Origin of the sequence: Microbulbifer sp. VAAF005, assembly GCF_030012985.1 — a bacterium.
Classification (GTDB): Bacteria; Pseudomonadota; Gammaproteobacteria; order Pseudomonadales; family Cellvibrionaceae; genus Microbulbifer.
The window spans coordinates 838,943-854,506 of sequence record NZ_CP120233.1 but is presented as its reverse complement, the minus strand read 5'-3'; the positions used below and the strand labels follow the sequence as shown (position 1 = coordinate 854,506).

Annotated in this window: 16 protein-coding genes; 11 read left to right on the top strand and 5 right to left on the bottom strand. The window is 45.8% G+C overall.

Annotated features, from left to right (window positions below; all coding sequences use genetic code 11):
• Positions 1–39 precede the first annotated feature (39 nt).
• From P0078_RS03715 to P0078_RS03695, 5 genes are all read left to right on the top strand, one after another.
• A complete protein-coding gene (locus P0078_RS03715) occupies positions 40–369 on the top strand; it encodes a DMT family transporter (RefSeq protein ID WP_282933134.1) in 330 nt (109 codons plus the stop codon).
• A gap of 310 nt (positions 370–679) precedes the next feature.
• A complete protein-coding gene (locus tag P0078_RS03710) occupies positions 680–1,186 on the top strand; it encodes a DoxX family protein (RefSeq protein ID WP_282933133.1) in 507 nt (168 codons plus the stop codon).
• Between the two features lie 95 nt (positions 1,187–1,281).
• Complete coding sequence (locus P0078_RS03705) at positions 1,282–1,722, top strand: cupin domain-containing protein (protein WP_282933132.1); 441 nt, start codon at positions 1,282–1,284, stop codon at positions 1,720–1,722.
• Between the two features lie 171 nt (positions 1,723–1,893).
• Positions 1,894–2,640, top strand: coding sequence for a putative adhesin (locus P0078_RS03700; RefSeq protein ID WP_282933131.1), 747 nt, complete (start codon positions 1,894–1,896; stop codon positions 2,638–2,640).
• A 499-nt stretch (positions 2,641–3,139) separates the two neighbouring features.
• On the top strand, positions 3,140–3,367 hold the full coding sequence (locus P0078_RS03695) for a DUF2059 domain-containing protein (protein ID WP_282933130.1): 228 nt from the start codon (positions 3,140–3,142) through the stop codon (positions 3,365–3,367).
• Positions 3,368–3,463: 96 nt separating this feature from the next.
• On the opposite strand, the gene pcp is transcribed toward P0078_RS03695, so the two are convergent.
• Positions 3,464–4,132 carry a pyroglutamyl-peptidase I gene (gene pcp / locus P0078_RS03690; RefSeq protein ID WP_282933129.1) on the bottom strand — a complete coding sequence of 223 codons (669 nt, stop codon included), beginning with the start codon at positions 4,130–4,132 and terminating at the stop codon, positions 3,464–3,466.
• A 95-nt stretch (positions 4,133–4,227) separates the two neighbouring features.
• Positions 4,228–4,647 (bottom strand): ester cyclase, encoded by a 420-nt coding sequence (locus P0078_RS03685; protein ID WP_282933128.1) that lies wholly within the window; start codon positions 4,645–4,647, stop codon positions 4,228–4,230.
• A 276-nt stretch (positions 4,648–4,923) separates the two neighbouring features.
• Between P0078_RS03685 and P0078_RS03680 the strand changes: the two genes are divergently transcribed.
• The 3 genes from P0078_RS03680 (at position 4,924) to P0078_RS03670 (ending at position 10,296) form a co-directional block, all read left to right on the top strand.
• Positions 4,924–6,291, top strand: coding sequence for an efflux RND transporter periplasmic adaptor subunit (locus P0078_RS03680; protein WP_282933127.1), 1,368 nt, complete (start codon positions 4,924–4,926; stop codon positions 6,289–6,291).
• Positions 6,288–9,422: an efflux RND transporter permease subunit gene (locus tag P0078_RS03675; RefSeq protein WP_282933126.1), complete on the top strand. Its 3,135-nt coding sequence runs from the start codon at positions 6,288–6,290 to the stop codon at positions 9,420–9,422. Before P0078_RS03680 ends, P0078_RS03675 begins: the two co-directional genes overlap by 4 nt.
• A gap of 292 nt (positions 9,423–9,714) precedes the next feature.
• On the top strand, positions 9,715–10,296 hold the full coding sequence (locus P0078_RS03670; RefSeq protein WP_282933125.1) for a GNAT family N-acetyltransferase: 582 nt from the start codon (positions 9,715–9,717) through the stop codon (positions 10,294–10,296).
• On the opposite strand, the gene P0078_RS03665 is transcribed toward P0078_RS03670, so the two are convergent.
• Positions 10,189–11,085: a LysR family transcriptional regulator gene (locus P0078_RS03665; RefSeq protein WP_282933124.1), complete on the bottom strand. Its 897-nt coding sequence runs from the start codon at positions 11,083–11,085 to the stop codon at positions 10,189–10,191. The two genes, P0078_RS03670 and P0078_RS03665, sit on opposite strands and share 108 nt — an antisense overlap.
• A gap of 117 nt (positions 11,086–11,202) precedes the next feature.
• On the opposite strand from P0078_RS03665, the gene P0078_RS03660 reads away from it, so the two are divergent.
• On the top strand, positions 11,203–12,144 hold the full coding sequence (locus P0078_RS03660) for a peptidyl-alpha-hydroxyglycine alpha-amidating lyase family protein (protein ID WP_282933123.1): 942 nt from the start codon (positions 11,203–11,205) through the stop codon (positions 12,142–12,144).
• Positions 12,145–12,175: 31 nt separating this feature from the next.
• Positions 12,176–12,532: a 5-carboxymethyl-2-hydroxymuconate Delta-isomerase gene (locus P0078_RS03655; RefSeq protein WP_282933122.1), complete on the top strand. Its 357-nt coding sequence runs from the start codon at positions 12,176–12,178 to the stop codon at positions 12,530–12,532.
• A gap of 111 nt (positions 12,533–12,643) precedes the next feature.
• Here the strand turns inward: P0078_RS03655 and P0078_RS03650 are convergent, their stop codons facing one another.
• Positions 12,644–13,408, bottom strand: coding sequence for an SDR family NAD(P)-dependent oxidoreductase (locus P0078_RS03650; RefSeq protein ID WP_282933121.1), 765 nt, complete (start codon positions 13,406–13,408; stop codon positions 12,644–12,646).
• Positions 13,409–13,547: 139 nt separating this feature from the next.
• On the opposite strand from P0078_RS03650, the gene P0078_RS03645 reads away from it, so the two are divergent.
• Positions 13,548–14,468: a LysR family transcriptional regulator gene (locus tag P0078_RS03645; RefSeq protein ID WP_282933120.1), complete on the top strand. Its 921-nt coding sequence runs from the start codon at positions 13,548–13,550 to the stop codon at positions 14,466–14,468.
• Positions 14,469–14,712: 244 nt separating this feature from the next.
• Here P0078_RS03645 and P0078_RS03640 read toward each other — a convergent pair whose 3' ends face one another.
• On the bottom strand, positions 14,713–15,444 hold the full coding sequence (locus P0078_RS03640) for a hypothetical protein (protein ID WP_282933119.1): 732 nt from the start codon (positions 15,442–15,444) through the stop codon (positions 14,713–14,715).
• Positions 15,445–15,564: the final 120 nt, after the last annotated feature.

Here is a 15,564-nt window from a genome sequence, read left to right as displayed (position 1 = left end):
CTAGAAAAGCCAGCTTATAATAATTTTTTGGGGTTTATTTTGTCTTACTTGTTTTTATTTTTTTCGATTGTCACTGAAGTTACAGCTACCTTGCTGCTTAAGGCTTCCAACGGCTGGGAAAAATGGTGGTTGGGAATGGGGTCTATATTTTTTTATTCTCTGGCGAGTCTATTTCTAGCTTTTGTGCTAAAAAATATGAATGTTGGGATGACTTATGCTATTTGGTCTGGTGTGGGTATTGCACTTGTTTGTGCAGCCTCTGTTTTTATTTGGCAGCAAAAATTTGATGTCTACGCTATCTGTGGTGTTGCTCTGATATTTATGGGGACGGCTCTGATTACGATAAAATCTAGTGTGTTTGAACATTAGGTCTTTTAGAAGAATATTTTGGGGTGGTTTTTAGAGGCGCGTTGCCTGAGAAAAGTTGGTGGTGTTGGTTTTGTAAAGTATGTGCATTAGTAGACTTTCTGGGCTTTTCCTAAAGTTGGTTTCGGGGTGAATTTTGACGTGCCTCTATTGTCACTTGGGTGAGTCTGGCTTTCATTAAGAGTGCTTGAGGTGTGAGGTAGCTCTTATAACGCATGACGATGAGGTTGTCCTATTATATAAGTGGTTCTGAAATCTTACAGGATCTCTCTCAAGAGATGGGCATGCATTGGCCGGGCTAGGGATGGTTTATATGAAACAGGATGCTTGTGAAAGTTATGAGACTGCAGTTGATTTGCAGCTAGCCTTGATTCGGATTTATATCGGATTCACTTTTATTCATCACTTCGCTGAGAAGTTTGGCCTGCTGGGCGCAGACGCTTACAATAATGTTGTGCATTATTTTGAAAGTATTGGGCTCTCGCTTTCAATGGTAATTATTTCTGGCATTTTTGAATTTTCCGCATTTGTTGGATTTACCTTTGGTTTATTCACAAGATTTGCCGCTGCTGGAACAGCATTCTATTTGATAATTGCCTTATTTGAGGGGAGGCATAACCTTGCGGGTTTTTCATGGGTAAGCCATGTCAGTGGTATAGATATTAATGGCAAAATACAAACAGTTTATGGTGGTTGGGAATATCCACTTTTTTGGGCGTTTATTTGCTTTTCTTTTGTACTGACGGGGGGCAGAAAGTGGTCTGTAGATCAATACTTGAGGAAGACGAACTCTTTGATATTACAATTTCTCAGTAGGTGACGCGAGTTTTCTGTGAAAATGAGTGATTTGTAGTTAATCATGACTTGGTCAATGAGAGAGCTTTTGGACATTGATGATTAAACAAGGGATCTATAATGGAAAAAGGTGAGTCGATTTTCCAGGAGTTCTATCATCTTTGGTGTGATAGAAGTGGAGGGTCAAGGACCACGGTAGAGTATTTGACAGGCTTTGATTTGATGCAATATTCCAATCCAGTACCTGAATATCATTGCCGTGATGTACCAAAAGTTAGTCGTAGTGAGTTTGCAATTTTGCCTCCGGGGTGGGAAAGTGATTTTCACTCTACTCCGAACCCTCAGTGGGTTATTACTTTATCTGGTCGCTGGCGTACGACAACTCGAGATGGTGTTGTGGCAACCTATATGCCAGGAGATGTTCATTTTGGAGGGGATATCCTTGTCAGTGGAACAGATGTTGATCAGCAAGGACACTGTACAGTTAATCCCTCTAAAACGGATCCTGTAAAACTGCTTATATTAATTGTTGATTCATTGCTTGCTATTCCTGAAGAGTAAACATCCGTTTATTTGATAGATTCTAGGTTATATTTCATGTGGCTATTGAAAGTTTTTTTTGATTTGAAAATAGCATATTTACATTCATTTACTTCCCTGGTTTAGTGGGATACGATTTTTCTCGATATAATTTTATTTGTAAACTTTGGCTTTAAAGGCTGGGGAGGGTTTATGTCGACAAAGGAGTTTTTTCGTAATGTAAGAGGTGCTTTGAAAGATTATTTTGGTAATAAGGCAATCGCACTTTGGCACACTTTTGATGATTCTGAGGTGGCGGCAGCTGGATATTACCAGTGTGTAGACCTTGACGGACGCGCCTGGTTATGGACTCCTCGTGGGATGGCAACAAACAGGTTAATTATAACCGCTCACGGGCTTCGCAGAACCAACACCAGTTTCAAAATAGAGTATAACGTTAACCTACATTTTTACTCGCGCGATAAATTTAGTGTAAATGACCCAGGTCTCGCCAGGTTTTATTCTCGAGGAGCCAATTCAGTTGAAGATCTAGGGATTAATGATCCTTGCTTTAACTACATTCTTACAAAATATACTAGTAGCGCTACAAATAGGCACAATACTAATAATGAAACTTATACTTCGGTTAATGCAATTATGTCGCACAATAATAGTGATAGTCGAAGACGTAGAATTCAAAATGCTAATAACATCGGAATGGTTGCCAAGGCGAATAGTATCCAGTCCTTTCAGCCGCCCAGTATTCTAACCATTAGAAATAGACAGTTTATGGCAGCAGTAAACCTGAAATGGGTTCTGGATACTCTGGAGAGAAAAGGGCATCATTTTAATGATATTGATTGTCTTTTCTGTAGAAATACTCTTTGGACAGGAGCAGTAGCTGTGATGTCCGGATTGTCTGGAGGGGATAAATATAGTGATGATGTTGCAATAAATTAGTACTAGAAGGATTTATTTTGTAGTGCCGGTAGGGGCTGTTTTTCATGTGGTAAGAACATTTAGTGATCTACTCGGTGCTTTGAGTTATTTCGTTGACATTTCTTTCTTTGTTGGAACTGTATGTTGATTACATAAAGATTGCTAGTAGGGATAATATGACCTTACTTTCTTCACCGAAAGTAAGGTTTTTATTTAAAAAAGAAAATTGGGGTGATTTCAATAAAGAAGTTGTTGTTGGGGGTATTTTAAGCGTTTTGTCATTCGGGGGCTAGCAAAGGACAGTAAACGTGAAAGCGTTAAAGAGCTGCTGGAAGTATCAAATGCTGAGGCCATGGTCGATACCATCTATGCGCAAATGGACCAGATGTTTGGAACTTCGTCAGTCAATTGGCGGTAGGGTCTTCAGAGCGCGAGCTTTTTGAGCAGCATATGAAAAAACTTGTACTTTTGTGAAGGAAGAGATGAATTGGGAGAAAATTAAAGAGCTAATGATTGATGTATGCCTGAAACATTACTCCGAAGAAGAAGTTCAAGATATACTGTCTTCCAGACTGAAACTGGCCAGTCGATGCTGGTTAAAATGCCTACGGTGATGAATGACTCAATGGCTATTTCGCAGCAGCAGATGGTGCAAAGTTTTATACCAAAGCTAAGGGAGCTTTCTATGGCCTTTAAGGCGGATTTAGAAGAACAAAGAAGCGTTGCGAGTGAGACAGTGCAAAATTGATACTTCAATACTTTCTAGGGGCTTATAAAAGTGGGGGGCCTAGAGAACCAGTGAGGGGAACCCCCTTACTTTATACCCCTAAACTGTTCAATTTGATTAGATTTGTAAGTGAGAAGGGATCGGATCGTCAGTGTCCCGCGGGTTAGCTAGTGCGGCTTCAATGGCGGCCTGTATCCCAAGGGCGGCAGTTTCTTTTGACATGCTGGGATTACCGATATTTTCGGGCAGTGCGGCAATCTGGGGTAGCTGAGGAAGGTGTATCCAGCCGGCGGGGATATTCAGCTGATTAGTCGCGATATAGTGAAGCGCGCCATACATCATATGGTTGCAACAAAAAGTACCCGCAGTATCAGAAATGTCGGCAGGAACACCAATATTGCGCATTGCCATAACCATTGCGCGGATAGGGAGTGTGCTGTGATAAGCGACAGGACCATTTTGTATAGTCGGCTCTCCCTGCATTTCAACTCCCCGGTTATCTTTCAGGTTATATCTGGTGGAGTCATTATAATTTTGTGCAATTCTCTCAGCCGTAATGATTGCACGGCCACTGTACTCTCCTAACATCACCACTAATTGCGGTTCTGTTTTTTCAATAGCATCCGTGACAACTTCAATGCTTTCAAAGAAGTTGTTGGGTATCAAAAGACCATGAATATCACCATTGGCTATTCGTGTTCCGTCCAGCATGCGCATAACTGATTCTGCTGGATTTATCGGTGTGTTACCGAAGGGCTCAAAGCCAGTCAATAAAACTTTTGCCATAGAGATGTTATCGTAAATTGGCACAGAAAGGTTGATATATGGTTAGTTGTCAAAGGTAGCGTTGTGTAGGCTACCTTTGACTGGTTCGTGGTCGGCTATTCAACTAAACCTAATTGCTCCAGGAAAGTGTATTTATCCCAGTCCACCCAGCTTTCCACCATTTTTCCATCTTTATATCTATCGGTATGTACGCCAGTCCAACTGCTGGTTTTTCCTGTCGCGTCATACTGTAGGAATTTACCCGTATGGGTGGCGGTAATCCTCCAGCGGGTGCAGACATAATCACCCTCGGCAACTTGTACCAGAATTTCTAATTTTGTGTTGGAGAATCCCTGGTGAAATTCAGCGACTAGATCCAGGCAGTCTTTTATCGATAAAACCGACGTGGAACCGCCAGCATAGGGCATTTGGTGATTTTTATAATCCGGTGATAAATAATCTGTCGCTTTGTCGGGGAAGTTGTCCCCCCACAATTCCAGTATCGCTTTTGATGTCTCTTTGTGATTGTTCGCCATTTTTGTCCCACTGTCAGTTAGGTCGGAATTTGGTAGCCCAAGCATAGTTCAGTGAATTTAAGGGGGAGCGAATCGAAGTGGGATTAGATTCAATATTGATAGTCGATTGATATGAGTTGGCGCAGATTACATGATAAATAAATATATTGAGTAACTACTTTAAGCTTTACAGGGTGTTGTGCGTTCTGCGAACTTTAATAGAGTATTCAACTGCTGAGTTTTAGTGGCACTAGGCTTTTTAAGGTCTGGTTCGGCCAGTTCTTTATGGGTAAAACTATGACAAGTAGCGCAATCAAAGCCTTACTAAAGCGTCGTCGAATGCTACCCGTATTGATACTTGGTGGAATTTTAATGGCAATGTCGCTGGTAGCCAGTAGACAGAAACCACTCAGATACGAAGGGCAAGTTCCGGAGCTGCTGGTGGAAGCCATCGAAGTGAAGCGAATGCCTATTCGAGCTGAAACTGTTGCTTTTGGAGAGGTGATGCCGAGCCTTATCCTTGAGGCAAACTCTGAAGTTGGTGGTCGAGTGGTTTCAGTGTCGGCTGATTTGGAACCTGGCGCAATAATATCTGCCGGGGCACCAATCCTAAATATTGACGAAACCAGCTATCAATTGGCCGTTGCTCAAGCGGAGAGTGACTTGGCTGTTTATCGCGCAAAATTGCAAGAACTGGAGGTTGAAAAGGCTAATAGCCAGCGTTCGTTGGAAATAGCTCAGAGGACACTGGAATTAGGGGAACAGGAATTACAGCGAAAAGAGCAGTTGGCGGTTAAGGGGATTGTTTCTCGCTCAGCGGCTGATGCGGAGGAGCAACGGGTATTGAAGTTGCGACAAGAAGTTGAACTTCAAAAGGGTAATCTCTCCCTATTTCCCACTCGTAGGCAGGTGATAAAGGCCCAGATAAGTCGTGCTGAAGCGCTGCTTGGTGAAAGTCGCTACCAGTTATCGCGAACCCGGATAAGCCTGCCCTATAACGTGCGGATCGGTGATGTCTATGTGGAGGCTGGCCAGTCTGTTGCCCATGGGACTCCGCTTTTTGTCGCTTATGGTATGGATCAGGTGGAGGTTTCAGCCGAACTGACAATGGCTCAAATAGTGCCTCTTTTTCGGAGTATTGAATCTCCCAGTGATCAAACTCTCTCGCCTGATGACTTCTCAGATGCCTTATTGGGATTGGAGGCCAGGGTTGGATTGGTAGGTGGTATTAAACCGGTGGAATGGCGGGGCAGGGTAGTGAGAGTTGGAGGTACCATGGATACCACAAGCAGAACTCTCTCCGTAGTGGTTGCAGTGGATAACCCTTATCGAAATATAGTAGCCGAGGGTCGGCCGCCCCTATTTCGTGGTATGTATGCCCGGATTAAGCTTATTGCACCTCCTTCGCCAGCTTTGGTTATCCCTCGCAGAGCCATGCATGAAGGGCGGGTCTACTTGGCTGAAAATAATCAATTGAAGATTCGCACCATAACGGTGGACTACTACCAGGGTGATCTAGCTGTTGTTCGCTCTGGCTTGGTGCCTGGAGATCAGGTGATAACTACTGATGTTATCCCAGCAATCAGCGGGACGGCAGTATCTGTCATCGATATCAAAAAGGGAGTTTCAGACCTGACCGTGGCAGTAGAGGAAGTTGCCGAGTGATTCGCTTTTTTGCGATCCACCCAACTGCTGCCAATTTGCTTATGGTGGGTTTGATGCTGGCTGGCTTGTTCGTATTGCCGTTGATGAAGCGAGAGACTATTCCGGAAATCGACAAGTTCGAAGTACAAGTCTCAGTATTTTATCCTGGTGCAGCTACCGCTGAGGTCGAAGACAGTATCTGCCTCCCCCTCGAAGAGGCAACGGATGGCATCCCATTTATTGATGAGCGCCGTTGTGAAGCTGCAGACAATCTTGGCGTGATGAAACTGAAAATGCAGGAAGCAGGTGATATGGGGCAGTTTCTTGCCGACATTGAATCTGCAGTAGATGCGATAGACTCCCTTCCTGCTGAGAGCGAAAGGCCAGTCATAGAAGAGCTGGGACGTACCCAGCCGGTGGTGAGTGTTGCCCTAAGCGCAGATTTGCCTTTGATCCAGCTCAACCAATTGGCCGAGCACTATCGCCGAGAGTTACTTCGTCATCCATTGGTGCCCATTGTCAAAATTTCCGGTTTTTCAGACCATCAATTGCAAGTGGAAATTTCAGATTACAATTTGCGACAGTATGGACTGAGTGTTGCCGATCTTGCCGCAATTATCGATAAGCAGGCAATTGATATGCCCGCCGGTAAGGTAACTGCACCTGATCGGGAGTATCAGGTTCGTTTTACCGAAAAGCGGCGCACCGCAGCTGAGCTTGAAGAGCTTATTGTTGTCAAAGGAATGGATGGCGCAGAGGTGCGCTTGGGTGATATTGCCACAATCCACGACAGTTTTGAAAAGGAGGAGGACAAAATCACTTTTGATGGGCAGCGAGCCGCATTGCTTGTTGTTCAGAAAAATAGCGTGGATGACAGTTTGAGGGTGTTGGAAGCGGTTCGCGAATTTGTACAAGCGGAAAATGCCCGTTTGCCGGAAGAAATGCGGTTGATTCTTACTCAGGATAGCGCCTCAATTGTTGCTGATCGTTTAAGGATGATTATTACCAACGCCTGGCAAGGGCTTATTCTTGTTGCGCTGACCCTCTATTTGTTTTTTAGCGGGCGATATGTGTTTTGGGTGGTTATGGGCCTGCCCGTTTCATTTCTCGGCGCCTTTGCTGTGATTACTGCTTTGGGTATATCCATCAATATGATCAGCTTGGTGGGGTTGCTGATTGCAATTGGCATCTTGATGGATGATGCCATTGTGCTTTCGGAAAGTATCGCCACCGAATACCGGGATGGCCGTACACCTCTTCAGGCGGTGGTTATCGGAACCAAGCGTGTTGCAAGGGGGGTTATCTCCTCATTTGTTACTACTGTTACTACCGTGATCGTTTTTTCTGGATTAGCTTTTATCAAAGGGGACATGGGGCAGGTCCTCAAAGTTTTACCAGTTGTTTTAATCTCTGTACTAGTGGTTAGCCTGATTGAAGCCTTTCTTATTCTCCCCGCCCATTTGCGTCATGCCCTTTCGTACAAGGAAAACCCACCAGCCTGGAAAATCGCTTTTGCTCAGCGATTTGAGTTGTGGAGAGAGTATGTCGGGCGTGTCGCTGATAAAGCGGTTGAATACAGATATGCTTTTGTCGGCGGCGTAGTGGGACTATTTTTTGTTACGGTGAGTTTACTTCCTGCGGGGTTAGTTAAATTCCAAGGGTTTCCTACATTGGAGGGAGATTTACTACAGGCCCGAATTCTAATGCCCCAAGGAACCTCCCTCGTAGAAATGGAAAAGCTGGTGGCGTATCAGAAGAAGGCCCTGTATTTAGCTGCTGGAAACCTCTCAGGGAAAGAGGTAGCGCCACTTATCGAGCACATTAGTGTTACTTACGGTGTGAATGGCGATGCTTTTGAGAGTGGATCTCATGTAGCCACAATAAATGTCGACCTACTGGCTGCAGAAGTTCGCCATACAAGTATCAGTGAGTTACGTCAGGCCTGGAGTAAGGCTGCTGGCGATATACCTGGTGCGATCGCGATTTTGTATAAGGAGCCATCGCCTGGTCCAGCTGGACGAGCTATTTACCTTCGCTTGTCCGGGCTGGATATTGATCAGCTAAAAGGAATATCTATACGTCTACAAAACTGGCTGCGCAGTTACAAAGGAGTGGTGAATGTACTGGATGACCTGCGTCCTGGTAAGCCACAGCTGACGGTCCGAATGCGGGAGGGGGTTTATGCTTCTGGTATTGATGCCAGTGTTGTGGCCTCTCAACTGAGAGCTGCCTATCAGGGCACAGAGATTGATGAAGTGCAGTATCAGGGAGAGACCTACGAAATTCGTGTTCGAATGGATGGGCCATCTCGCAGTGCGCTGTCACGATTTGACGAGCTTGTCATTATTCACCCTGAAACAAGACAGCGTGTACCCTTGATGGCAATTGCCGATATTGAAATGCACCGGGACTATGCGCGTGTCCAGAGAATAAATGGTGAGCGTGTTGTTACGGTCTTTGCAGATGTTTTTACAGAGAGGGCCAATGCCAGTGAAATTCTGCTGGATACCCAACAGAACTTTTTTGCACCATTGGAGCAGGAATTTCCGGGCCTAAGGGCAACCATGAAGGGAGAGATTGAAAATAGCCTCATTACAGGTCTATCGATGGGTAAGGCCTTGTTGATCGGGGCAATAGGAATCTATTTACTACTGTCGCTTCAATTTCGTAGTTATACCGAACCTGTAATTGTGATGATGGCGATTCCTCTGGCGTTAATAGGTGTAGTCTGGGGACATATTATTATGGGACAGAATATGACGATGCCCAGCATGATGGGATTTGTCTCTCTCACTGGAATTGTGGTGAATGATTCAATCCTGTTAGTAGAGTTTGTGAAGCTTCGCGTCCGAAAGGGAATGGACGTTCACACGGCGGCGAGTCAAGCCAGTCGCGACCGGTTCAGGGCTATTTTCCTTACCTCACTGACAACAGTGGCCGGATTGTTGCCACTGATGTTCGAAACCAGCCTTCAAGCCCAGATACTGATTCCACTGGTGACCAGTATTGTATTTGGGATAAGTAGTTCAACCGTTTTGATTCTGTTAGTCCTGCCAGCCCTTTATGGCATTCTTAAGGACTTTGGCTTAACTGAGCGAATTCAGGAGCCGCTAGATCGATTACCTGAAGATGTCGCCGCTTCTACGACTTAAATAATCTTGATTGTTGAAGTGAAAAAATAGCTGGAATGAGTGGTAGAAGAAGGAAGATAAAAGAGAAAGCAGTGGTAATACTTTGAGCTCCGGGAAGAATTATTCATCAATTCTTAATTAGCGCACTTGTACGAGTATCCAATATAGGGTTTCGGAGTTGGTTTAAGTAGTCGAATGTTTCATGTACGTCACGGAATAAGTAGCGAATAGTCCTTGTTGTCCCCTTTACTTCAATTGATAATCAGGAAGATAAATTTGAACTTGCCTTCTTTTGTACAGATTCACTCTCAAAATGATTAGAAAATACAATAAAAATGACTATCCAAGTGTGCTGGATATATATGCCCGTTCAAAACTCGATGAGCTACGGTTTGAAAGCCGGAGTTTCAATCTGCTGCCGCTGGATAAAGATCAAAAACGTTTGGCCCAGCTGATGGAGTCGGATATTTATGTGTACGAAAAAGGTGATGTTCTTGGCTATGGCGCGCGATATAAGAATGAGATTCGTGCACTGTTTGTGCATCCTTCGTTTAGAGGTCAGGGGGTAGGGCGGGAGTTGCTGGAGTACCTGTTAGGGGAAATCAGTGGCGCTGTACACCTGCAGGTTGCCAAAACCAACGACCCGGTGAAAAACCTGTATCGCAAATATGGTTTTGTGGTGACCAGGGAGCTGCAAACTACCTACAGCGGGGTCCCTGTACTTGCCAATGAGATGGTTCGCCCCCCAGCGCCAACTAAATACACAAACGCCTATGCTACATGGGTGTCAGCAGGCGTTGTTCTCAAAACATTCCTCCAGAAACCTCCAAAAGGCATCCAGCTTGGCGGAGGCGGCCCTTCTCTGCTGATACACCGCAAAAAGTGGCCTGCTTGATTGCTGCCAATCCGGCAAAACCTGAACCAAGTTACCCGCCGTCATATCCCGCTCTACCAAATAATCGTAAAGGCAAGCTATACCGGCGCCAGACAGGGCTGCTTGGTAGAGGGAATAGTAGTTATTACTGGAAAAGTAGGGCTTGGGGGCAATCGTGATCGATTCCTGCCCCTTTTGAAAAGTCCAGGAAAGTGGATCGCGGCTGTACTTGTAACACAGTAGTTGGAATTTATTGAGTTGGTCGGGGGAGGAAAAAGACTTAATCCTTGCCAGGTACTCAGGAGATGCTACCAGGAGCCGATCGTGCCGGCCGATTTGATGAGAGTAGAGCGTTGACTGGGGCTGCGCAGGTTGGGAGCGCAATGCCAGGTCAAACCCTTCACCGGTAAGATCCCGAAGCTGATCATCCAGAATCAGATCCAAACGGATATCTGGGTGCTCAGTTGTAAACTTCGGGAGCCTAGGTGCCAGCCAGAACTGCCCCAGAGCCGTTGGGGCGGTAATCCGCAACAATCCAGAGGGCTGCCCCTTGGAGCTGGTTAGGCGCTCTTCCACTTCCCTAAGATCATTAAGGACGCGCTCTGTGGTTTCCAGGTAGTCCCGCCCCGCATCCGTAAGGCTTTGGGATCGGGTAGTACGGTGAATTAGCCGAGTACCCAGTCGCTGCTCAAGCTGTTGGATGGCCTTGCTCACAGCGGACACCGTGGACCCCAATTCCCGGGCGGCACGGGTAAATGACCCCAATCGCGCCACCGTAGTGAACACCTGAATTAAGTGGAAGCGGTCCAAAGGAACCTCCAATAATTTCCTGGCAGGAAAAAGTGAATATCAAAATTATGCTATTAACGCATTTATAGGAAAAAGTCACAATATCTTGGCAGATCGATAAGTTAAGAAGGGTTTCTGATGAGAGTGATTGTATTGCTATGCCTGATTTTGGTTCCCAGCGCTTTTACGCTGGCCGAGGCACCGCCAAACAGCCAGCCATTTCACGTCAAGGGGGGTGATTTTAAGTTGCCAGTGGGTTGGCACTTTGGGGAGGTTGCGGGGGTGGTCCGCAGGGAGAATGGCCACTTTGTTGTGTTTCATCGAGGGTCTCATTCGCTGTTGGAGTTCGATGGACAGCGGCGTTTTGTTCGCGAAATTGGCGCGGGACTGTTTGAAAATCCGCATGGTCTTCGTATAGACCATAAGGGCAATATTTGGACTACCGATACTGCCACGCACCTGGTATTGAAATTTGCACCTGATGGCGAAGTAGCCATGGTATTGGGGAAGCGAGGTGCAGCCAGTGAAGGCTGGTTTGATCGCGACTACAACTTGGTGCTGTTCGATCAGCCCCAAGATGTTGCAGTGGATAGAAATGGATTTATTTATGTGGTGGATAAAGGCAACAGCCGCATCGTAAAGCTGGATAAGAATGGCCTTTTGGTAACCACCTGGGGTGGTCAGGGGGAGGCCCCTGGAGAGTTTAATTTCCCTCACTCCATTGTGATTGATTCTGAGGGGCAGTTATATATTGCCGATCGTGAAAACCGCAGGGTACAGATCTTTGATTCAAAGGGTAAATATTTAACTCAATGGAGAGGAATAGGTTACCCCTATGTCCTGTTTCTCAAAGGTGATGCTTTGTGGATGACAGATGCGCGGGCCGAGGAAGTGCGACAGTACGACCTGTCTGGTGATCTCAAGATGCGCTATCAGGGCCAGCCTGGGCGGGGACAGAAGCAATTTGGCTTCGTACATGGGATCTATGTGGATGACGACGGACTTTGGGTGTCCCATATCTTGAATTGGAGCATCAATCGCTTACTGCCAGCGGATACACTACCCGCTCCGGTCATGTAGCTTTTCTTTCAAAATTTACCTGGGAGTATTTATGCCTCACTGTGTTATCCAGTGTCCTTCTAACCTACTTGAGTCGGTAGATGTTGATAGCTTACTGACTTCTATCCATGCCGCTGCAGATCAGTCTGCACTCTTTGAGCCGGGGGATATTAAAGTTCGTTTGTTACCTGTCAAGCACTATTTGGTTGGACCTGAACCAGCACCGTTTGTACACCTGGAGTGCAGTCTGCTTTCAGGTAGAAGTATTGAGCAGCGACAAAGCTTGGCTCATTTACTAGCCAAGGCCCTATGTGCAGCCGTGCCCGATGTGGAGATGGTTTCTGTAGAGGTCCGCGAGATCGTGCGAGCTACATATTGTAATCGCGCTGCATTGGGGCTCGTTGCGTAGCTTATTTCCCATTTTTAAGTGTGCCGGGTTGAACTACAAGAAAGCTTCGGCAAAAGGTACTCATTCGCACAAGTGGAGGGCTTGGCCCCCACTTACGCACTTTCAGGCCGGTTAGAGGCAGTAGCCCCCATCAACCTTCAGGTGTGCATTTCGCATACCGACTGAGTGATCTGTGGCCAGGTAGTGGATTGCTGGCACTATGTCATCTACCTCAAGTGCACGGCCCAGTGGCGTAACCATCATACTTTCTGAGAGACTTTGAATGTCTGATTGGCTCATGCCGGCTTTTTCCTGGATTTCGGTCAGGGTGATTCCGGGGCGTACGCTATTGATACGAATTCCCCTCACTGCTAACTCCGCATTCAGGACCTGGGCATAACCTTCAATGGCAGACTTACTCGCGCTATAAGCGGAAGTTCCCGAGAAGGTTTTCTCTACGGCAATACTTGAAAGCAAAACCACGCTGGAGGGGTTATTCATCACCGGTAGTAATTTTTGCAGCGTGAAAAAAGGTCCCTTCACATTGATATCAAAAGTGTGATCGAAGAGGGCTTCATCGGTTTCCTCAAATATCCCAGGCTTGAAAATACCGGCATTCAAGATAAGGGCATCCAGTTTAACCTCATCGTTTTGTAATTTTTTTCCCAGTTGCTCAATTTGGTCGAGTTTTCCACTATCACATAGGTGGCAGGTCAGCTGGCCGCTACTCCCAAAGAGGCCCGCGATATCCTCGGCTGTTTGTTCCAGTTTTTCAGCATTTCGGCCCGTGATGATGACTTGCCAGCCCTCGGATAAAAAGTGCTTAGCTGTTGCGAGTCCAATACCGGCAGTGCCACCAGTGATTGCGATGGTTTTTGTTCTCTGCTGGTGTCCCATAGATCCTCTCTTGCGATTGTAATGGTGCAATGAATGGCAGTTGCCAAGATTAGGCTTAGGAGGATATGTTGTTAGATTGGTATCAATAAGGCACCGTTAGGGCAACACTTTGGTTCTAATTTGGAAGCAATGAGGCAGAATGCAGCATCTACATCAATACTTGGGACATTTGTACGTCTTCCGGTTGGTCATTGAGCAAGGCAGTTTTCAGGGGGCTGCTAATCAGCTGGGCTTACCTCGCTCATCAGTCAGCAAGAAGCTGGCACAGCTGGAGGGGTTTGTTGATCAGCGTCTATTGCACAGAAGTACGCGGCAATTGCGCCTTACGGATGCCGGTGCTGCTTTGTTGGAAGCAACGGAGACTTTGGCTCAGCTAATGAGCAATACCGAACACCTGATCCTCTCCCACCAGGATGAAGCTGTTGGTAGAGTTAAGATAAGTTGTTCTACCTTAATGGGGCAGCGGTACTTATTGCCATCCATACCATTACTAAAGCAACGTTTTCCAAAAATTACTTTTCAAGTGAACTTAAGCGATAGGGTTGTGAACTTACTGGATGAAGGCGTTGATATTGCCATTCGCACGGGGCACTTGCCGGACTCTTCATTGGTAGCGCGCCAAATAGGTGAAAAGCGTTGGGGGTGGTTTGCCAGCCCGGATTATTTGGCGAGTTGGGGGGAGCCTAATTCTCCAGATGATTTAAGCCAGCATCAATGCTTAGTGTTTAGTAACCAAACAACAACCATTGATCACTGGCACTTTTCTAACGAAGGTAAAGAAATAAAGACCATTGCCATTGATCCGGCGATGGTGGTCGATGATGGCCGTACATTAGTTGAATTAGCTACAATGGGCCAAGGTATAGTTATGATTGATCCTCTTCTGGTGCGCAGGGAATTAGCGGAGGGCAAGTTGATATCTATCTTTCAGCAATGGAGAAGCCCTGAGTTGCAACCGATCCATCTGGTGTGCTTGGGAAGGTCTATAAGAAGTAAAGCGGTAGAGGTAGTTTGGCAGGCATTGGTTGAGGGCTTGCAGAGGGATTTAATCCAGCCTTAAAAGCAAATATGGCAGGGTTTTACGTATCATCTCTTTTTTTCTTTTGAATTTCCTGAAGCTTCTTTCTTTTTAATTCTCTTTTCTTTTGGTAGTAGCGCTTATCGACATATCTAAGCAGTAGCCATAAGACAAGTGCAGCAACAATGCCAATCAGGTACCCTTTCCCGTACATGCTATATGCGACCTTCTGCTGGCCAGATTGATACTCTATTCAACCAATCTGGCCTTTTTAGAAACCTGATTATTAGTAGGCAAAATAGGGTAGGTAGGAACTCCAGTCGGTCCATACGAGCCGCTGTACAGTTCTATTCACACCATTGGTTTGCATATAAAAGTTCCATTGGCCCGTTTCCTTAACACCTATTACGTTTTTATTTTGCAGATTAATGGCCGCAAAGTTTGATTGAATCAAAATATAACGATTAGGGTCCAAGCCGCCAATTTTAGAGGCATCGATCAGCTGGGTGACATCAGTTCGTAAATAGCTTCTCTGCGCGCTAGCAAATACACTGAGAGGAGTATTATTAATGATTCCTTGATTTACCTGGTTATAACTATTAAATGGATGGGGTTGCAAATGCCCCATAGATAGCTGGCCGCCACCCCAGTCAAGAATAATCAAGCTGCAGCCAGTTTGGCGCTCAGTTACCCAAAAATCTGCATTTGCTGTATTGGGCCGCAATAGTGCTGTATATCGATTGACAGAGCTGTGCCCGCGGGTCGGAGTGGTGAGGGCCTGAATGTAGATCCTGCTGTCATTATTCGCTGCGCCGGGGCCGATACTGATATTCCCCATGTTTAGAGAAAATGGCACTCGAGCCAGCTGCGTTTGATGCCCTGGCTGGAGGCCGATCTGTAATCGGTAGTTTTGTAGGGCAGTTTGAGGGTCAGCTTTCAATGCCCTGAGTGCGTTACGTGAATTTATTTGATCTTGTAATGGCATGGCTTCAAACTCCTTTTCAATTATGTTTGTCATAATACCGCATTTTTTTGGCGGTTTCTCAAGGGTTTGAGATTGAGTCAATTACACATCATTGCGAGGTCATGAAATTCTTGATTAGTGAATAATTTTTGAATGGCGGTGTGTTAGGCGATG